The following is a 19,193-nucleotide window of genomic DNA, read 5'->3' as shown; positions in this document are numbered from 1 at the left end:
GGCCACGGACAGGCACAGCGCCGGACCCCTCCTCACCGACGGTGAAAGTCGGACCGCGATATGCGGACCGGTGAAGCTCTCAGGTTGAGATGACAGAGGGGGAGGCCGTCCGGGCACCAGCGCGTTGGTGCCCCTCGAAGGTCGCTATGACCAGGAGGCCCCCGCAGATGACCACCAATCGCATCTCCTTGACCGAGCTGGAGCGCGGCACACCCTTCGAGCACCGGCACATCGGGCCTGACCACGAGGCGCAGGCGAAGATGCTCGCGCACGTCGGATTCGGTTCGCTGGACGAGCTCACGGCCACCGCCGTGCCCGATGTGATCAAGAGCGCCGAGGCGCTGGGCCTGCCGCAGGGGCGGTCCGAGGCCGAGGTCCTGGACGAGCTGCGCGGTCTCGCCGACCGCAACAAGGTCCTGTCCTCCATGATCGGCCTGGGCTACTACGGCACCTTCACCCCGCCGGTGATCCTGCGCAACGTCATGGAGAACCCGGCCTGGTACACGGCGTACACGCCCTACCAGCCGGAGATCTCGCAGGGCCGCCTCGAAGCGCTGCTGAATTTCCAGACGATGGTCGCCGACCTGACCGGGCTGCCCACCTCCGGTGCCTCCCTCCTGGACGAGGGCACCGCCGCCGCCGAGGCGATGGCGCTCTCCCGCCGCGTCGGCAAGGTCAAGCAGGGCGTCTTCCTGATCGATGCCGACTGTCTGCCGCAGACCATCGCAGTGATCCAGACCCGTGCGGAGCCGACCGGCGTCGACGTCGTGGTCGCCGACCTGTCCGACGGCATTCCGGCCGATATCGCCGAGCGCGGCGTCTTCGGCGTGCTGCTGCAGTACCCGGGAGCCTCCGGCGCGGTCGGCGACCCCCGCGCCGTCATCGAGCAGGCCCATGAGCTGGGCGCGATCGTCACCGTAGCGGCCGACCTGCTCGCGCTGACCCTGCTGACCTCGCCCGGCGAGCTCGGTGCGGACATCGCCGTCGGCACCACCCAGCGTTTCGGCGTTCCGATGGGCTTCGGCGGTCCGCACGCCGGCTTCATGGCCGTACGCGAGAAGTTCGCCCGAAGCCTGCCGGGCCGCCTGGTGGGTGTCTCCGTCGACGCCGACGGCAACAAGGCCTACCGTCTCGCGCTGCAGACCCGTGAGCAGCACATCCGCCGCGAGAAGGCCACCAGCAACATCTGCACCGCCCAGGTGCTGCTCGCCGTCATGGCGGGCATGTACGCCGTCTACCACGGGCCCGAGGGCCTCAAGGCCATCGCGCACCGCACCCACCGCTACGCCACCGTCCTCGCCGACGGTCTGCGGGCCGGCGGCGTGGAGATCGTGCACGGCGCGTACTTCGACACGCTGACCGCACGGGTCCCCGGCCGGGCCGCCGAGGTCGTCGCCGCCGCCCGGGAGGCCGGCGTCAACCTCCGCCAGGTCGACGCCGACCTCGTCGGCATCGCCTGCGACGAGACCACCGGGCGCGGGCAGCTGGCCGGCGTCTGGGGCGCCTTCGGTGTCCAAGGTGACGTCGAGCAGCTGGACGCGGCCGCCGCCGAGGCGCTGCCCGAGGCGCTGCTGCGCACGGACGACTACCTCACGCATCCGGTCTTCCACCAGCACCGTTCCGAGACCGCGATGCTGCGCTACCTCCGTCGCCTCGCCGACAAGGACTACGCGCTGGACCGCGGCATGATCCCGCTCGGCTCCTGCACGATGAAGCTGAACGCCACCACCGAGATGGAGCCGGTCACCTGGCCCGCCTTCGGTCAGCTGCACCCGTTCGCGCCCGCCGACCAGGCCCAGGGCTATCTGACGCTGATCCAGGAGCTGGAGGAGCGGCTGGCCACGGTCACCGGCTACGACAAGGTCTCCATCCAGCCGAACGCCGGATCGCAGGGTGAGCTGGCCGGGCTGCTGGCCGTCCGCGCCTACCACCGCGCCAACGGCGACGAGCAGCGCACGGTCTGCCTGATCCCGTCTTCCGCGCACGGCACCAATGCCGCCAGCGCCGTGATGGCCGGGATGAAGGTCGTCGTCGTCAAGACCGGCGAGGACGGCGAGGTCGACATCGACGACCTGCACGCCAAGATCGAGCAGTACGGCGAGCAGCTTGCGGTGCTGATGGTCACCTACCCCTCGACGCACGGCGTGTTCGAGGAGCACATCACCCAGATCTGCGCGACGGTGCACGACGCCGGCGGCCAGGTCTACGTCGACGGCGCCAACCTCAACGCGCTGGTCGGTCTCGCCGAGCCCGGCAAGTTCGGCGGCGATGTCTCGCACCTCAACCTGCACAAGACCTTCTGCATCCCGCACGGCGGCGGCGGCCCCGGCGTCGGCCCGGTCGGTGTCCGCGCCCACCTCGCGCCGTACCTCCCCAACCACCCGCTGCAGCCCACCGCGGGCCCGGAGACCGGCGTCGGTCCGATCTCCGCGGCTCCCTGGGGTTCGGCCGGCATCCTGCCGATCTCCTGGGCGTACGTCCGGCTGATGGGCGGCGAGGGCCTCAAGCGCGCCACCCAGGTCGCGGTGCTCAGCGCCAACTACATCGCCAAGCGCCTGGAGCCGCACTACCCCGTGCTGTACACCGGCCCCGGTGGCCTGGTCGCCCACGAGTGCATCATCGACGTCCGGCCGCTGACCAAGGCGACCGGCGTGAGCATCGACGATGTCGCGAAGCGGCTCATCGACTACGGCTTCCACGCGCCGACGATGTCCTTCCCCGTGGCCGGCACGCTGATGATCGAGCCGACCGAGAGCGAGGACCTCAACGAGCTGGACCGTTTCTGCGACACGATGATCGCGATTCGTGCGGAGATCGAGAAGGTCGGTTCGGGGGAGTGGGACAAGGACGACAACCCGCTGCGCAACGCCCCGCACACCTCGGGTGCGCTCGGCGGTGACTGGAAGCACTCCTACACCCGCGAGGAGGCGGTCTTCCCCGCCGGTGTCGTGGCCGCGGAGAAGTACTGGCCGCCGGTCCGCCGCATCGACGGTGCCTTCGGCGACCGTAATCTCGTCTGCTCCTGCCCCCCGATGGACGAGTACGACGGCTGAGCCTCCACGGACACACTTCAAGGGCCCTCGGCAGGTGTGCCGGGGGCCCTGTTGTCCCTGCGGTGGGCGTGCGTCGTCCGCGCGGCCTTGCGCGGGTCAGACGGCGGTGACGACCCGCGAGGTGCGGTGCGGGGCGATGACCTGCCCGTCCGGCAGGAGCTCACCGGTGTCCTCGAAGAGGAGGACGCCGTTGCACAGCAGGCTCCAACCCTGCTCCGGGTGGTGTGCCACGGGATGCGCGGCTTCCCGGTCGGTGGAGTCTGCGGTCGGGCAGGGCGGTTGGTGCTGACACATGGGAGTTGTCTTTCGCTGCGGTGTGGTGAACGTCGTCGTGCGGCGCGATGAGGTGGTCATGGCCGCTCCCCCGTTTCCTCGGTCGGTCCCAGTGTTGCCCTACGGAGATGATTCCGCAGGGATTTCGCAGCAGCGGTACTCACTCGATACGGACGCGTCACCCGTGCGGGCGGTTGCTCCCAAATGAGCACCCGCTGAGGGGGGTTGGGAGTGGTAGCGGCGGGCTAGGCCGCGCGGGTGAGAACAGCGGCGCGCCCCGCGGCCGAATGGGCCTCGGGGCGCGCTCCTGAGAGACGGCGTACGCCGCGGTGCGGGCCGGATCCGGCCCGCGGTCCAAGGTCAGGCGGGTGAGCCGAGCAACGGACCGGGCGTGACCCGGAGAGTGAGCCGGGGCAGCAGATCCGCGACCCGCTGCGGACGGTGTGCGGCGATCCCCGGCGGGGCGGGCGCCAGTGGTACGAGGAGGTCGGCGGGCGCCGGAACCCCCTCGGCGCCGTCCGAGGTGATGTCGTGATGCAGCCACAAGGTCAGCATGTACAGCTCCGGCACGGACAGCAACCGCGGCTGGTAGGCCATCGGGAGCGCCTCGGCCTGCTGCAGGGCCTGCTCGGTCGCGGTGACGTACGGGCCGCCGCAGAAGTGCGAGAACGTCCAGCCGTCGGCGGTGAGCATCGCCTCGGCCGCCGCCACGGCGCGTTCTCCGTCGCGGACCAGGAAGCGCCAGCCGGCGAGGCGGGTGCGACCCGGCCCGCCGGCGCGGCTGACGTCGTCCCAGACGTGGACGGGCAGGGGGTGGTCCGGGCTCAGCGGGCCCTGATGGGCGCGCAGGGCGTGGGCCGGTGCCTCACGGACGGCACTGGGGGAGCCGAGGGCGGCGAGAACGCTGCGCAGGGCGGGCGCGGGAGCAGGGGGAACATGCAGCGGCATGGTGGGTCGCCTCTCACTCGGAGACACGGTGGAGCGGGGTAAATGCGGACGGCGCTGTCAGCATGCGGGGTGAGAGCACGGCCGACCGGGGCTGGGCCCGGCGGGTCGGACGCTGTGCTCCAGCTCCGGTGAGAACACCGCAATGCCGGGCGCCAACTCTCAGCCTCGTCAGCGGAGTTTATACGACGTATGTTCTGAAAGTGTTTCGGCTAGCCGCCTTGTGGATTTCCGGCAAGGCGGAATCCGGACCCCTTCGCAGGGTGTTTTCCCCCGCTTTGCGTGGGGTTTCCGGGGGATCGCCTCGTAATTCCTCGCCGAAGCGGTAGGCCGGATCTCGTCCTTGCAATTCCCGATGCAATTGCAGACGGCGATCGCCGTTGAGGTATGCCCACGGAATGTGCCAGGCACTCCGTCACTTCGAGCCTATCGCCACCGTCACGTCGGTGCGGCGTTTTCGATCAGATCGCCGGGGCATCATCGACCGTAGCCGCGTGCCCCGGTGGTGTCGGGGACGGCCCAACCGGCCCGTGGCCGCGGGCCGTTCACTGAGGAGGGACCCTTCGATGGGCGAGAAGGTCGCCGCGGACGGGCTCGACCCGGCCGGCCGGGAGCGTTATCGAAGAAAGCTTCACGAGTGCTTGGAGGGGCTGGCGCGACTCCTGAAAGAGGAGAGGTTCGACCGCCCCAAGAACCTCATGGGCCTGGAGATAGAACTGAATCTTGCGGGGGCCGACGGACTGCCCCGCATGATGAACACCCAAGTGCTCGAGCGGATCGCCAGCCGCGATTTCCAGACCGAACTCGCCCAGTGCAATATCGAGGTCAATGTCCTGCCGCACCGCTTGACCGGACGGGTCCTCGATCAGCTCGCCGAAGAACTCCGTACGGGCCTGGCCTATGCCGACCGGAAAGCACGCGAAGTCGCCGCCCGCATCGTGATGATCGGCATTCTGCCGACCCTGAACGCCACGGACCTCACGGCCTCCAGCCTCTCCGGGACCGACCGTTACGCGATCCTCAACGACGAGATGCGGGCGGCCCGCGGCGAGGACTTCGCGATCGACATCCAGGGCGTCGAGCATCTGCGCTCCCGCTCGCCCTCGATAGCCCCCGAAGCCGCCTGCACCTCCGTCCAGTTGCACCTCCAGGTGACGCCGGGGCGGTTCGCCGCCGTCTGGAACGCCGCACAGGCCATCGCCGCCGTACAGGTGGCGGTGGGCGCCAATTCACCGTTCCTCTTCGGCCGCGAGCTGTGGCGCGAGTCGCGCCCGCCGGTCTTCCAGCAGGCCACCGACACCCGGCCGCCCGAACTCCAGGCCCAGGGGGTGCGCCCCCGCACCTGGTTCGGCGAGCGCTGGATCGACTCCGCCCACGACCTCTTCGAGGAGAACCTGCGCTACTTCCCGCCGCTGCTGCCGATCTGCGGCCCCCAGGAACCACTGCGGATGCTCGACGCGGGCGACGTGCCCGACCTGTCCGAACTGGTACTGCACAACGGCACCGTCTACCGCTGGAACCGCCCCGTCTACGACGTCGCCGACGGCGTCCCGCATCTGCGCGTCGAGAACCGCGTGCTGCCGGCCGGGCCCACCGTCGCCGATGTCGTCGCCAACACGGCCTTCTACTACGGCCTGGTGCGGGCGCTCGCCGAGGAGCCGCGCCCCGTCTGGTCCCGGCTGCCCTTCGCGACCGCCGCCGAGAACTTCGACACGGCCTGCCGCGACGGCATCGACGCCACCCTGCGGTGGCCGCGCCCCGGACGCGCCGGAACCCTCGCCGAGATCCCGGCGGCACGCCTCGTACGCCAGGAGCTGCTGCCGCTGGCGGCGGCCGGGCTGGACTCCTGGGGCGTCGAACGCGCCGACCGCGACCACTACCTGGGCATCATCGAGCAGCGCTGCGCACGCCGCACCAACGGGGCGTCCTGGCAGGCCGCGGCCTTCCACCACGCGCAGCGCCAGGGCCTGGACCGCGACGCCGCGCTCGCCGCGATGACCCGGCGCTACGGCGAGCTGATGCACGGCGGGGAACCGGTGCACACCTGGCCGGTCGGCTGGGCCGCGAAGGAGACCGGCCGCAGGTCGGCCCCTCGTACTACCGCGGGGCCTTGCGGCCCGCCGCCATGATGGCGGTGAGGATGTCCTGGTGGATCTGCAAGGGTCGCTGACGGGTGGGCCGCCCAGCCGCCGGTCGGGGCCGCGATGCGGTCCGGCGCCGACCTATCGGCCTCCTGACGGATCGAGCCCGGCCACCGGAGCGTCGAGTTCGATGCTGCTGGAGTCGTCGTCGGCCCGGTCGGTGATGCTCGGTGACGCTCACCGGGGAGCGGAACTTCCCGGCCCCACAGGTCTGACGGGCCTGTCCGTACGCGGCCGGCACGGTGCCGTACGGCCCCGTGGCGCCGTTGGGGACCGGCACCGGTGAGCTGAACACGGCGACGAGTTCGTCGCGGTGCGTCGCGCCGGCCGTGCCCCGGTCGCCGAGCCGGGCGGTGGGCGAGCCGGGCGGTGGGCGACAGCCTCAGAGAGTCCTTGGGACCGTCCAGGGGGGAGCACTTCCGCGGCCCGGTGTCGAGGGAGGCCGGGGCGCCGAGCCGCACCGCATTGCCGTCGCATTCCCCGCCGATGAAGGCCGATGAAGGCCGATGAAGGGGAGCCGATCGCCGCGCAGCGCCACGACGGGCGCCGGGGGCTACGGCGACCGTGAGGACGCGCGCGGTGGCGAGGACGGGAGCGCGGCGGCGTGTGCCGGAGTGGGCCCCTGTGGTGTCCGGTCCGGAGTCGTCGGGCAAGCTATGACGTCCCCTTGCGGTAGCGCCTCATCTGAATCTCGGACCCCCGAGGGACCGGACGCGATCGGGAATCGATGGGGAGAGGGAACACGCCACGTGGAGGCGCCCGTCCCCGGCCTGTCGCGCGCGATCTTCGTACCTGTATTCGAGACCTTGGGCGTGTCCGCGACGTCCCTTCGTCCGACCGTGACCGGAGGGCGGGGCTCGCGGTGTCCGGTGCGTGCCCTGGCAGGCGGAGGGTCTTCCCGGTACCGCGGTCGTACCGGGGAGATCCTGATAGCCCGGCGAGGTGCGTGCCGGGTGCCGCGCGCCGGAAGGGACTGTGTGGACACGCCCCGGCGGGGCGGTGGTGGTGGAGAGGCGGTATCGCGGAAGTGGAGGAAGCCGTGCAATCGGATACGAGTCCCGTGGCGGACGCGGACGTTCCAGGTCAGGGAGCCGGTACGGGACGGGGCGGGGGAGCGGCCGAGGAACCGGCGCGGCGAATCCTGCGCAGTGAGACGCTGCTGGTCCTGGCCCTGTCGCTCGGCGCGAGCGGGCTCTCCGCGCTCATCAGTTTCGTCGGATCCGTCACCAAACCGGGCGGCCTGAAGGATCAGGCGGCGACGCTCAACGGGTCCCAGGCACCCGGCCGGCCCTGGCTGGATCTCGCCTGGCAGCTGTTCGGTATCGCCACCGCGCTGGTGCCGGTCGCGCTGGTGGCCCATCTGCTGCTGCGCGAACGGGCAGGCGGTCTGCGGGCGATCGGGTTCGACCGGAGCCGGCCCGGTTCGGACCTGGGGCGGGGAGCCGCGGTGGCGGCGGCCATCGGGGGCAGCGGACTGCTGCTCTATCTGGGCGCGCGGGCGGCCGGATTCAATCTGACCGTGGTCCCCGAAGCGCTGCCCGACGTGTGGTGGAAGCTGCCGGTACTGATCGCCTCCGCGGTGCAGAACGCCGTCGTGGAGGAAGTCATCGTCGTGGGGTATCTGCTGCGCAGACTGGGGCAGTTGGGGTGGGCGCCGGTGGCCGCCCTGGCGGCGAGTGCGGTACTGCGCGGCTCATACCACCTGTACCAGGGCATCGGCGGGTTGGTCGGCAACATGGTGATGGGCGTGCTCTTCGTGCTGCTCTATCGGCGCTGGGGCCGCGTCGGGCCGCTGGTCGCCGCCCATGCCCTCATCGACATCGTGGCCTTCGTCGGGTACGCGCTGCTCGCGGGCCGGGTGGGGTGGCTGCCGACGGCGTGAGGCGGCCGCCTGCCCGGCCCTGCGCGCAGCGGCCGGCGCCGTGCTCCGCGGCCCGGCCTCCTCGCTGGGCTGCCGGGCCGCGAGCGATCAGCCGGCGGCCAGCAGCTCGCCGTCGATCACGGTGACCGCCGTGCCGGTCAGCAGCGTGCGGTCACCGCGCAGCTCGGTCCGTACGAAACCGGTACGTGCCGAGCTCTGCAGGCCCACCAGCGCGTCGCGGCCCAGGCGCGCCGACCAGAACGGCGCGAGCGCGGTGTGCGCGCTGCCCGTCACGGGATCCTCGTCGATCCCCACGTACGGGAAGAAGCCGCGCGAGACGAAGTCGTAGCCTCCGTCGGGGTTTTCGGCGGGCGCGGTGGCGATGACGCCGCGGCCGCCGTGCCCGGCCAGGGCCCTGAAGTCCGGGGTCAGTGAGCGTACGGTCTGCTCGTCCGCCAGCTCGACGAGCAGATCGCCGACGCCGGGCCCGGTGTCGTACGCGGAACGGATCTCGGCGCCCAGCGCGTCCGCCACCACGCGCGGAACCTCCACCGGTGTGAGCGGCGCGGTCGGGAAGTCCATCGTGATCTGTCCGTCGTCGCCGGCCGTGGTGGTGAGCCGCCCGCTACGGGTGCGGAAGCGCACCGTGCCGGTGGCCGTTCCGGTGGTGGCCAGGACATGCGCGGTGGCCAGGGTGGCGTGCCCGCACAGGTTCACCTCGGCGGCCGGGGTGAACCAGCGCAGCGCCCAGTCGGCGTCGCCGCCCTCGGGCAGCCGGTGCGCGAAGGCGGTCTCCGCGAGATTGACCTCGGCGGCGACCTGTTGGAGCCAGACGTCATCGGGGAAGCCGACGGCGTCGAGGAGTACGACTCCCGCAGGGTTGCCGGCGAACGGACGGGCGCTGAATGCGTCGACGATACGAATCCTCATGGGGCGAGCGTAGGGGCGCCGATGTGGCGCCGACCAAGGCCAATGCCAAGAAATTGGACTGATGTGGAGCGGTAGGTATGCCGTCCAATGGGGGTTCTCGGCGGATTGTGCGGCTTATCGGGGGAGCCGCAGGGGATCCGGTGGACCGATCGGGCTGCCGTCATCGCCTGGCCTCGCCTTGCTTCGCCCGGCCCCCGCCTGCTGGTCGGGAGGGCCGGACTCGGGTCGGACGCGGGCCGCCGGGCAGGATGCGCCTCGGGCGTGCTCACTCCTGCTCGTCCAGCATGAAGGACCCGTACTCGGGCTTCCCCGCCCGTTCGTAGACGCAGTACTGCACGCCGACGCCGGTCGCGCGGGATTCCGTGAGCTTCCAGGCGACGGGGGCGGCGCCCTCGGCGAAGAGCCGTTTGCCCGTTCCGAGGATCACGGGGTTGACGAGCAGCCGGTACTCGTCGACGAGGTCGTGCTGCTGCAGGGTGCGGATGAGATCGCTGCTGCCCTGCGTCATGATCACGCCGTCGAGCTGCTCCTTGAGCTGCGCGATCGACTCGGCGGCGTCGCCCTTGAGCAGGTGGGAGTTGTTCCACTCCAGGCTGTCGCGGGTGCGCGAGGCGACGTACTTGGGCATGGCGTTGAGCTTCACGGCGATGGGGTTGTTCTCGTCGGTGATGCGGGGCCAGTGGGCGGCGAAGATGTCGTAGGTCTTCCGGCCGAGGAGGAGATGGTCGGTCCGCTCGAAGGTTCCCGTCATGAGGCGCATGAAGTCGTCGTCGACGTACGGGACCTGCCAGCCGCCGTGTGCGAAGCCTTCGTCGACGTCCTCGCCCCGGCCGCCGGGCGCCTGCATGACGCCGTCCATGGTGATGAATGCGGTGACGATCAGTGTGCTCATGATGCTGCCTTTCGGGTGCGGAATCTGCCTGCATCGGTAGGGACTCCCGGTCGGCCGGGAACTCATCGCCCGCCGCGCGGCAGGGGTCGGCTCTGGGCTCCTTCCGGCGGCCGGTGACGAAGCTCCGCAGCGGGATGCCGCGGATGCGGCGGATACATCGGATGCAGTGGATGCCGCGGAAAGGGGATTGCTCGGCGAGCGGTTCCGATATATCGTTGAGGTATCGCGACCGATCAACGATAGAAAGTAGGGCGTCACCATGCGCACCCGACAGCACGATCACGGACATGACCACGGCCACGAGCGCCGGCACGAGTACTGCGGCCCCGGGCCGCACGGCGATCGGGGCGACTTCCCCGGCGGCTTCGAGCGGCGGCGCGCGGCCTTCGGCGGGTTCGGCCCGCCCTTCGGTGGGCCGCCCTTCGGCGGCGGCAGGGGCCGCGGCGGACCGCGCGGCCGGGCGCGGCGCGGCGATGTGCGCGCCTCGATCCTGGCGCTGCTCAAGGACCGTCCGATGCACGGCTACGAAATGATCCAGGAGATCGCCGAACGCAGCGGCGGGGCGTGGAAGCCCAGCCCCGGCTCGGTCTACCCGACCCTGCAGCTCCTGGAGGACGAGGGTCTGATCACCAACGCGAGCGAGGGCGGCAAGAAGCTCTTCTCGCTGACCGACGCCGGCCGCAGCGAAGCCGACAGCGGCTCGGACGCGCCCTGGGAGGACGCCGGCCGCGGCGTCGACTGGGACGCCATGAACGAAATACGCAAGGCGGGCGGCGGCCTGGTCGAGGCGTTCCGGCAGGTATGGGCCACCGGCAGCCCCGAGCAGCGCGAGAAGGCGATGGCGGTGGTCAACAAGGCACGTAAGGAGCTGTATCTGATCCTCGCCGAAGAGGACTGAGGATCTTTGATCGAGAAGGCTGAACGCCGAGCCGGGAATGCGTGTTCACGGCGAGGCGGACGGCGACGGCCGGGGATTCTCCGGCCCGGGGCCGCGACCGGACTGCCGGTCGCGGCCCCACGCGTCCGTCCCGGGCATTACCCCGCCGTGGCGACCAGGGCGGCGAGCTTGCGCAGCGATTCGTTGAGGGCGGCGCCCGCCGAGTCCTTGAGCTTCCCGGCCATCAGCGAGACCGCCGCGCCGGTGAAGGCCCCGTCGATGCGGACGGTCGTCGCTCCGCCGTCAGGCGTGAGCGCGTAGCGCATGCCCAGGTTGACGCCCATCGGGCCCTTGCCCTGGATGTCGAGCAGCCGACCGGGCCGCACTTCCCGCACGGTCCAGTTGACCTCCGCCGGGAAGCCCATCAGCTTCATGTTTTCCTCGTACGCCGCGCCCACTTCGAGCACTTCCGGACCGCCCTTGGGGAAGGCGGTGTGCGTGGCGTTCCACTGTCCGTACGCGTCGAAGTCGGTGAGCCGCTCCCAGACCTTCTCGGCCGGTGCTTCCATGCGGGCCTGGGCGGTGACTTCGGCCATGCGATCACCCCTTCGTGACGGTCCTGGCTGGTGCCGCGGACCGTAACGGCAAGGGAGTGAAGGTTCAAGGGCGATGGCTCATCAATCTGATGCACCGTCAGGTCTTTACGTGGCGCGCCCTGTGTGCCGTCAGGTCCGTGGGAGGCGCGCCCCGTGTGCCGACAGGTCTTAGGCGAGGTGCGCCCTGGGTCGATCGGCGAGGAGTCGCTCCACATGGTGGCGGCGCAGCCCGTGCCCCGGATCGACCGGCAGCAGCAACCGGTCGGGTCGCTGCCGACTGTGCCGCACCAGGCTGTCGGGCATCACATCGTCCACCCACGCGAACGGACGGTCCCCGGCGTAGCGCAGCAACGGCGCCCACTTCCGCCCCAGCAGGGTCTCCACACCCTCCAACTGCGGATCGTCCGGACGACTGCGATACCCGGTGAACTCGACCACCGGCAGTGCGGGCAGCCCCAGCAGCGGTGCGACATGGGTGTTCGCGTGATGCTCCCAGGTGGTGGCCCAGACGAGTTCATAAGCGCCGGCCAGCTCGCCCAGCCAGCCGGCATGGTCGGCGGAGAGCAGCACGGTGTGATCGAGCAGATCGTGCGCGACGAAACCGGGGGTGGGCAGCACCGGGTTGAGCACGCCGTCGATGTCGAGGAAGAGCAGCGGTCGGTCGGCCATCGGAATCCTCCGCGGGCAGGTTTTGCCGGGAAGCGCGAACAGGTTTTGCCGGGAGGGACGTGCGGCGAGCGGCCGGCGGTTGCCTCCGCCGGGTGGGCGAGGCGGGTGCGCACCCCACCCCTGTCCCCGCCGGTGACGCCGGTGAAGCCGGTGACGAACCGGCACGCTTCGGCGCATCTCCTTCCTGAGGATGAGATGCGGTGCGTGTGTGCCCAACCACGGTGGGATGCGCAAATGCTCCCCACCGGGGATGCTCCGGCTCCCGGCGGCTGGTGGGGTGGGAGGGTGCAAAACCGTACTGCGTACAGCGGTGGCGACAGCGCCGCTCCGGAAGACCTCGACACCCAGCTCACCGTGGAGCTCGCGTCCGTGGTCTCCGCTGCCCGCAGGCGGGCCACCCGTGACGGCGACCGACAGGTCGACACCGCCCACCTGCTGCACGGCCTCCTGGAATGGGACCCCGCCGTCCGCGACACCTTCGACGGCGGCCCGCAGGTCGCCCGGCTGCTCGGCTACCTCGTCCAGCGCAGCATCGGCTACGGACTCCGGTGGCACGGCACCGTCGAGGACTCCGGCGCGGTCCCCCTGGTCGCCGAGGGCGGCGTTCCCGGATGGTCGCCCGCGGCTGCCGCCGCCATGGACGGCGCCCTCGACCGCGCGCACGCCCGCTACGATCACCGCGCCGGCTGCCTCGACCTGCTGGCCGCCCTGGTCGACGACCCCGAATCGCGGGCCGTCGAGGTGCTGCGCCGGGCCTCCGTCGATATCGCCCTGCTCGCCGCGCGCCTGGACGCCGACCCCTCCGGCCAGGAATGACAGGGGTATAGGTGGTGACGCTGCTGACGGCGGCTGTCATGATGACCCGATGCACGCGTCTTCGGGGAGCCCCGCCGGCCCAGCGACCGGCACCGGCCGGCACACGTCAGAGTCCGCAGGGACCCGTCAGCCGCAACGGGCCTCCGGCGGCAAGGGCGGCCGCACCCGCAGCAGGGGCACAGGCCTCGCCATCGCCCTGCTCTCCGCCCTCGCGTTCGGCGGTTCGGGCGTCGCCGCCAAACCCCTGATCGCTGCCGGCCTCGACCCCCTGCACGTCACCTGGCTGCGCGTCGCCGGCGCGGCGCTGGTCATGCTGCCCGTCGCCTGGCGCCACCGTGACCTGCCGCGCCGCCGGCCCGCCCTGCTCGTCGGCTTCGGCCTGCTCGCCGTCGCCGGCGTCCAGGCCTGCTACTTCGCCGCCCTCTCCCGCATCCCCGTCGGCGTCGCGCTGCTCATCGAATACCTGGCACCCGCCCTCGTGCTCGGCTGGGTGCGGTTCGTGCAGAAGCGGCCGGTGACCCGCGCGGCGGCCATCGGCGTCATCCTGGCGGTCGGCGGCCTGGCCTGCGTGGTCGAGGTGTGGTCCGGACTGAGCTTCGACATCATCGGGCTCGCCCTCGCGCTCGGCGCCGCCTGCTGCCAGGTCGGCTACTTCGTGCTGTCCGACCACGGCAGCGACGGCGAGGACGCGGTGGACCCGCTCGGCGTGATCGCGTACGGCCTGCTGATCGGTGCGGTCGTCCTCACCGTCATCGCACGGCCCTGGACCATGCACTGGCCGGTGCTCGGCGGCAGCGCCGACATGAACGGCACTCAGGTGCCCGCACTGCTGCTGCTCGCCTGGATCGTGCTGATCGCCACGGTGCTCGCCTATCTCACCGGCGTCATCTCGATCCGGGTGCTGTCACCGCAGGTCGCCGGGGTGGTGGCGTGCCTGGAAGCGGTGATCGCGACCGTATTGGCATGGGTGCTGCTCGGCGAGCATCTCTCCGCACCGCAGATCATCGGCGGCGTGGTCGTCCTGGTCGGCGCCTTCATCGCCCAGTCCGCCAAGGCGAAGCCGACGTCGAAGCCGACGCCCGAGGAGGAGCGCGCGGCCGACCCGGTCGCCGGCGGGGCGAAGCCGTACGCGGCCGCAGCTGTGGCAGCGGAGGGAAAGGAGACGGTGGGGGTGGGGGTGGAAGTGGCGCCGGCAGGTCCCTCTTCCGAGCCGCATACCGGGGACGACCTGCCGGCCGGATCGCGCGCCACGTAGGTCGTCTGATCTCTGCTTCGCCGTCGGCTGGCGGGCCGACCGTCACCGACCATGCGGACGGCTGCGGGCGTCGCCGCCGGCCCGTCCACGTCGGGGTCGCCCGTGGGTTCCCGCCGCGCCGGCTCGCCTTGCTCCTCTCCGTGCCTGGGCGCGTGCCCTTCCTCTTTGCGCCCGGCCGTTCAGGAATCGGTGGAGGCGGGGTGGGAGGCGGCGGCCAGGCGGCGCTGCTGGTGCGTGCGGGCCGCCGCGTCGCCGGGTGCGTCACGTTCGGCGAGGCGCTCCGAGATGCGTTGCTGGACGGCCTCGCTCCGCTTGCCCGCGTACTTGAACTTCGCGCGTACGTCCCGCACCTCGAGCCGCAGGCCGCGGATGCCGGAGAGCAGCCGCCCGTAGGGTGCCTCTCCCACGGCGACCGGAGCCGACCCGCCGTCCGGCTGGAAATGGCCCATCTGGCGTTCCAGTAGCGCGGCCTTCGCCTCGGGGGCGTCCACGACATGCGCTGTACAGGTCAGCTGGACCGCGGCATAGAAGCTGGTCGGCACGCCGTGCTCGGGCGGCTGGTCCGGCTCGGCCTGCCACGGTCCGGGAATGAAGGTGTAGTCGTCGACCACGCTCAGCAGAACCGCCGGGCTCCCGGCGAGCGCGTCCCATATGGGGTTGGGGCGGGCCAGATGCGTGACGATCTCGAGGCGGGGCGCGTCATACGCGAAGTGCAGGGGTTGCAGCATCGGTGGTGCGCCGGGCGGTCCGTTGACCGCCAGCTGGCCGAAGTCGTGCGTGGCCAGCCAGTCCTGCCATTCGGCGTCGTCGCCGGGGGCGTCCCAGGGGTGGATCAGCATCGGGTGCCTCCTCAGCGGGCGGAGAGGTACGCAGGCTCGGCCGTGCCGGGTGCGAGATCGTCGGACGGTATCGGCGCGCCATACGCCGGAGCCACGGGGAGGACGCCGCTCCAGTAGGGCAGCGCGAGGTCCTCGGGCTCGTCGTTGGGCCCGCCGGCGCGGATCTTGGCGGACACCTCGCGCAGATCGAGCCGGATCACGGCGGTGGCGGCCAGCTCCTTGGCGTTGCCGGGCCGGGAGTCGGCGGCCCGGCCGGGCAGGACATGGTCGACGAGGGAGTCGAGGGCGGCCGTCTTCTCGTCCTCGTCGATGACCTGATATGCGGTGCCGTGCACGACGACGGAGCGGTAGTTGATGGAGTGGTGGAAGGCGGACTTGGCCAGGACCAGGCCGTCGATGTGGGTGACGGTGACACACACGGGCAGGCCGGAGTCCGCCGCTTCGCGTGCCGTCCGCAGCGGCCGCGAACCCGTCGAACCGTGCAGGTAGAGGCGGTCGCCGACACGGCCGTAGAGGGTGGGCAGGACGACCGGCGCCCCGTCGCGCACGAAACCCAGATGACAGACGTACCCCTCGTCGAGGATGGCGTGCACCGTCTCGTGGTCGTAGGAAGCGCGCTCGCGGGCACGGGTGGGGACCGTGCGCTCGGACGGTGCGTACGACTCGGCTTGCGTCATTGCCTTCTCCATTGCACTAGTGCATAATAATCTTTGTGCTAGGAGAGTATCGGATCGAAGGGCGGCGCGCATCGGAGATTGCCGCCAGTGTCGAACGAGCCGTCGGTGCGGGCGAGCTCCAACCGGGCGAAGTGCTGCCCCCGCTAAGGGAGTTGGCTGTCTATCTCGAGGTGAATCCCAATACGGTCGCGTCCGCGTACCGCACGCTGCGCGACCGAGGAGTGATCGAAACGGCGGGCCGCCGCGGCAGCCGGGTGCGATCCCGCCCGGCCAGCACCGCGCGCGAGGCACTGCGGGTCCAGGTGCCACCGGGCGTCCGGGACGCCTCGGCGGGCAACCCCGACCCGAGCCTGCTCCCCCCGCTGGAAAGCGCCCTCGCCGAGGCCGCGGCGCGCAGCGCGCGGCGCCCCGTGCTCTACGGTGACCCGGCCGTCGACGACGACCTCGCGGCGCTCGCCCGCTCGGCCTTCACCCGAGACGGCGTGCCCGACGGCCCCGTCACCCTCACCAGCGGGTCGTTGGATGCCATAGAGCGCGTGCTCGCCGCGCACCTGCGGACGGGCGACGCGGTGGCGGTGGAGGACCCCGGCTGGGGCAGCCTCCTGGATCTCATCCCCGCGCTCGGACTGCGCCCGGCACCGGTCGCGGTGGACGACGAGGGCCCGCTGCCCGAGCAGTTGGCCCGAGCTCTCCAGGACGGCGCCCGAGCGGTCGTCATCACCGACCGGGCGCAGAACCCTACGGGGGCGGCCGTCAGCCGGGCCCGCGCCACGGAACTGCGGACACTGCTGGCGGACCACCCCGGTGTGCTCCTCATCGAGGACGACCATGGCCACGGCATCGTCGACCTCCCGCTCCATCCGCTGTCCGGCATCACCGACCACTGGGTCCTGGTGCGCTCCACCGCCAAGGCCTACGGCCCGGACCTGCGCCTGGCGGTGCTGACCGGTGACCCCGTGACCGTGGACCGGGTGAGCGGACGCCAGCGGCTGGGGCCCGGCTGGGTCAGTCATCTGCTCCAGGACACGGTCGCGCACCTGTGGCGGACGTCCGCGATCGAGCCGGCGGCGATCGCCGGCGCCTACGGCCGGCGGCGCGAGGCGCTGATACGCGCGCTGGCGGAGCGCGGAGTGCCGGCGCGCGGGCGCAGCGGGATGAACGTCTGGGTACCGGTCCCGGACGAGACCGGAGCAGTGTCCCGCCTTCTGCACGCAGGCTGGGCGGTGGCACCCGGAGCCCGCTTCCGCATGCAGTCCCCGCCGGGCGTACGGATCACCGTGTCCGCCCTGTCCGACGACGACATCGCGCCCGTGGCGGACGCCGTCGCTTCTGCCGTGGGGCTGGGCGAAGCGCGCCGCTACGAGTGAGGGAGGGGGAGGGCGCGTGCCGGGTGGTGGGAGCGGGCGAGCGAGGGCTGTCGGTCGGGAGAGCGGCGGTTGGGGGCGACGGTGAGGGTGGGGCTTGGGGCTTGGGGCTGGAGGCATGTGCCGGTACGCCTCGGGGCGAGGTCGTTTGATGGAAGTGGGGCGGGGTGGGGTGGGGGTGGGTTGGTGATGGGTGGGTGAGTGGGCTGTGGTTGTGGGGGGCGGCTGAGGCCGGGGTGGGCGTCTGACGTCGGGTGGGCTTCTGGCGTCGGGGTCCGCTGGGCTGAGGTCGATGGGGTGCGGGGTGGGTGGTGGGCGGGCGGGGGGAGAAGGGGGAGGGGGAGGGGCGCCGAGAGGGCAACTTAGGAAGTGGTGGATCCTCTAGCCTCTGGTTGCCCCTCCAGGTGATCTGGTGTCGGGGGTGACCATCTGGCAGTCGGTCGTTGTGCCTGCGGCTGCGGCTGCGGCTGCGGCTGCGGCTGCGGCGGGGCTGTGGCTTCCGGCTGGGGGCGCGCGCGGGTGCGGCTTTGGCCTGCCCCCACGCTCACGACCACGACTGGCACCCGGGCAGGCGCCTGTGCCCACGCCCACGCCCGCGCCCGCACGAGCAGGCTAAGGCGCAGGCAGGCGTAGGACTTTGGCTGTCACCTCTCGCCCGGTGGTGGATCCTGTGGGCCAGAGGTGCGGGGGCCACCCTGTGCGCCTCTACCAGCGGCGGCTGGTGTCAGCATCGGGTCTCGTGCAAAGGCGTGGCTGACGCCATGTCTGATGCTGCCGGAGCCGGAGCCGGAGCCGGAGCCGGAGCCGGAGCCGGGGTAGGGGCGGTGGGATCGGCGAGGGTGTCCGCGGTTGCAGCGGTTGCAGCGGTTTCCGCGGTGTCTGCCGTGTTCGCGGTGTTCGCGGCGCTCGCGGCGCTCGTTGCGGAGGGGCGTGTGGCAGTGGTGGAGCGTGGTGCGGTGCGGCGGGGCTTGCTCTGGGTGAGGGCGGCGCCGGCGAGAATGACGAGGGCGCCGACCGGTGTGTTCCAGCTCAGCTGTTCGCCCAAGAGCGCGACACCGGCGGTGGTGGCGATCACCGGGATGAAGTACGTGACCATCTGGGCCGTGGTGGGGCCGATCTCGGCGACCAGGCCGTACTGGAGGAGGAAGGCGACGCCGGTGCCCAGGGCGCCGAGTGCGAAGACGGCGAGCAGCGGGACGATCGGGTAGGAGCCGGGCGCGGTGGTGAACAAGGGTGTCACGATGGCCAGTTGGACCGTGGCGAGCAGTAGCTGGGCGCCTGACATCGAGAGATGCGAGTGCTGGGCGCCGGCCAGGGTGCGACGGACGTAGATCCAGCCGATCGCGTAGCTGAGCGAGGCGCCGAGCGCCATCCCGGTGCCCGCCAGGTCGGTGTCGGCGAATCCCTGCCAGGCGCCGAGCACGGTGAGTACGCCCATGAAACCGAGGCCCAGGCCCGCGACCCGGCGGCGGGTGGGGCGGTCCTCGGAGAGCGCGACGACTGACAGTGCCATACCCCAGAGGGGCGAGGTCGCATTGCAGATCCCGGCCAGCGTGGACGGGATGGTCAGCTCGGCGTAGGCGAACAGGGAGAACGGCAGGGCGTTGAGGAAGAACGCGGCAACCGTCAGATGACCCCAGGTCCGGGCCGAGCGCGGCAGCCGCTCGCGCTTGATCGCCAGCATCGTCAGCAGGACCAGCGCTCCGAAGGCGACCCGCCCCAACGTGACCTGCAGGGGCGCGAACCCCTCGGTGCCCACCTTGATGAACAGGAAGCTGAAGCCCCAGACGAGGCAGAGGGCGGCGAAGCGGATCGGCCAGCCGAATGTGCGTCGGCGGCCGGGGTCGCCCGCCGCGTCGGGACGCGCCGTGACGGCATTCGCGCTGGTCGGGGCGGCAGGGCGGGTGCTGCGGACGGAGGCGGTGGCTGCGCCGGTGGTGGTGCTCATGACGTCTACGATGCTGCGCACAATCTCGTAGCACAAGCGAGAATCTGTGGCAGGTAT

The 19,193-nt window shown here is 71.4% G+C and carries 15 protein-coding genes and 1 pseudogene; 7 read left to right on the top strand and 9 right to left on the bottom strand.

What is annotated here, in order from left to right; all coding sequences use genetic code 11:
* Positions 1-167: 167 nt before the first annotated feature.
* Positions 168-3,053 (top strand): aminomethyl-transferring glycine dehydrogenase, encoded by a 2,886-nt coding sequence (gcvP, locus tag ACIRQ7_RS09805; protein WP_404261301.1) that lies wholly within the window; start codon positions 168-170, stop codon positions 3,051-3,053.
* Positions 3,054-3,149: 96 nt separating this feature from the next.
* Here the strand turns inward: gcvP and ACIRQ7_RS09800 are convergent, their stop codons facing one another.
* Together ACIRQ7_RS09800 and ACIRQ7_RS09795 are read right to left on the bottom strand one after the other, a co-directional pair.
* Positions 3,150-3,347 (bottom strand): DUF5999 family protein, encoded by a 198-nt coding sequence (locus ACIRQ7_RS09800; RefSeq protein ID WP_401469214.1) that lies wholly within the window; start codon positions 3,345-3,347, stop codon positions 3,150-3,152.
* Between the two features lie 339 nt (positions 3,348-3,686).
* Entirely contained in the window at positions 3,687-4,274 is a 588-nt protein-coding gene (locus ACIRQ7_RS09795; RefSeq protein ID WP_404261299.1) for a hypothetical protein, read from the bottom strand.
* Between the two features lie 563 nt (positions 4,275-4,837).
* Here ACIRQ7_RS09795 and ACIRQ7_RS09790 point away from each other — a divergent pair.
* A complete protein-coding gene (locus tag ACIRQ7_RS09790; RefSeq protein ID WP_404261297.1) occupies positions 4,838-6,400 on the top strand; it encodes a glutamate-cysteine ligase family protein in 1,563 nt (520 codons plus the stop codon).
* A 1,051-nt stretch (positions 6,401-7,451) separates the two neighbouring features.
* The gene (locus tag ACIRQ7_RS09785) at positions 7,452-8,294 is read left to right on the top strand and encodes a CPBP family intramembrane glutamic endopeptidase (RefSeq protein WP_404261295.1); all 843 of its coding nucleotides are present in this window, start codon (positions 7,452-7,454) and stop codon (positions 8,292-8,294) included.
* A gap of 87 nt (positions 8,295-8,381) precedes the next feature.
* On the opposite strand, the gene ACIRQ7_RS09780 is transcribed toward ACIRQ7_RS09785, so the two are convergent.
* Together ACIRQ7_RS09780 and ACIRQ7_RS09775 are read right to left on the bottom strand one after the other, a co-directional pair.
* The gene (locus ACIRQ7_RS09780; protein WP_404261294.1) at positions 8,382-9,203 is read right to left on the bottom strand and encodes a PhzF family phenazine biosynthesis protein; all 822 of its coding nucleotides are present in this window, start codon (positions 9,201-9,203) and stop codon (positions 8,382-8,384) included.
* A gap of 265 nt (positions 9,204-9,468) precedes the next feature.
* Positions 9,469-10,095, bottom strand: coding sequence for a dihydrofolate reductase family protein (locus ACIRQ7_RS09775; protein WP_404261292.1), 627 nt, complete (start codon positions 10,093-10,095; stop codon positions 9,469-9,471).
* A 259-nt stretch (positions 10,096-10,354) separates the two neighbouring features.
* Between ACIRQ7_RS09775 and ACIRQ7_RS09770 the strand changes: the two genes are divergently transcribed.
* Positions 10,355-10,993 carry a PadR family transcriptional regulator gene (locus ACIRQ7_RS09770; protein WP_404261290.1) on the top strand — a complete coding sequence of 213 codons (639 nt, stop codon included), beginning with the start codon at positions 10,355-10,357 and terminating at the stop codon, positions 10,991-10,993.
* A 137-nt stretch (positions 10,994-11,130) separates the two neighbouring features.
* On the opposite strand, the gene ACIRQ7_RS09765 is transcribed toward ACIRQ7_RS09770, so the two are convergent.
* On the bottom strand, positions 11,131-11,568 hold the full coding sequence (locus tag ACIRQ7_RS09765; protein WP_404261288.1) for an SRPBCC family protein: 438 nt from the start codon (positions 11,566-11,568) through the stop codon (positions 11,131-11,133).
* 168 nt (positions 11,569-11,736) lie between these two features.
* Positions 11,737-12,237, bottom strand: coding sequence for an HAD domain-containing protein (locus tag ACIRQ7_RS09760; RefSeq protein WP_404261286.1), 501 nt, complete (start codon positions 12,235-12,237; stop codon positions 11,737-11,739).
* 285 nt (positions 12,238-12,522) lie between these two features.
* On the opposite strand from ACIRQ7_RS09760, the gene ACIRQ7_RS09755 reads away from it, so the two are divergent.
* Positions 12,523-13,053 (top strand): Clp protease N-terminal domain-containing protein, encoded by a 531-nt coding sequence (locus ACIRQ7_RS09755; protein ID WP_404261285.1) that lies wholly within the window; start codon positions 12,523-12,525, stop codon positions 13,051-13,053.
* A 49-nt stretch (positions 13,054-13,102) separates the two neighbouring features.
* A complete protein-coding gene (locus ACIRQ7_RS09750; RefSeq protein ID WP_404261283.1) occupies positions 13,103-14,308 on the top strand; it encodes an EamA family transporter in 1,206 nt (401 codons plus the stop codon).
* A gap of 179 nt (positions 14,309-14,487) precedes the next feature.
* On the opposite strand, the gene ACIRQ7_RS09745 is transcribed toward ACIRQ7_RS09750, so the two are convergent.
* Both ACIRQ7_RS09745 and ACIRQ7_RS09740 read right to left on the bottom strand, forming a co-directional pair.
* A complete protein-coding gene (locus tag ACIRQ7_RS09745; protein ID WP_404261282.1) occupies positions 14,488-15,147 on the bottom strand; it encodes an FMN-binding negative transcriptional regulator in 660 nt (219 codons plus the stop codon).
* Positions 15,148-15,158: 11 nt separating this feature from the next.
* Positions 15,159-15,824 (bottom strand): pyridoxamine 5'-phosphate oxidase family protein, encoded by a 666-nt coding sequence (locus tag ACIRQ7_RS09740; protein WP_404261280.1) that lies wholly within the window; start codon positions 15,822-15,824, stop codon positions 15,159-15,161.
* 35 nt (positions 15,825-15,859) lie between these two features.
* Between ACIRQ7_RS09740 and ACIRQ7_RS09735 the strand changes: the two genes are divergently transcribed.
* Entirely contained in the window at positions 15,860-17,191 is a 1,332-nt protein-coding gene (locus ACIRQ7_RS09735) for an aminotransferase class I/II-fold pyridoxal phosphate-dependent enzyme (RefSeq protein ID WP_404261278.1), read from the top strand.
* 957 nt (positions 17,192-18,148) lie between these two features.
* Here ACIRQ7_RS09735 and ACIRQ7_RS09730 read toward each other — a convergent pair.
* A pseudogene (locus ACIRQ7_RS09730) lies at positions 18,149-19,136 on the bottom strand (DMT family transporter); the annotation flags it as partial.
* Positions 19,137-19,193 lie beyond the last annotated feature (57 nt).

Source organism: Streptomyces sp. NPDC101393, from assembly GCF_044767385.1.
Taxonomy (GTDB): domain Bacteria; phylum Actinomycetota; class Actinomycetes; order Streptomycetales; family Streptomycetaceae; genus Streptomyces.
This window is presented reverse-complemented; position numbering and strand designations above follow the sequence as displayed.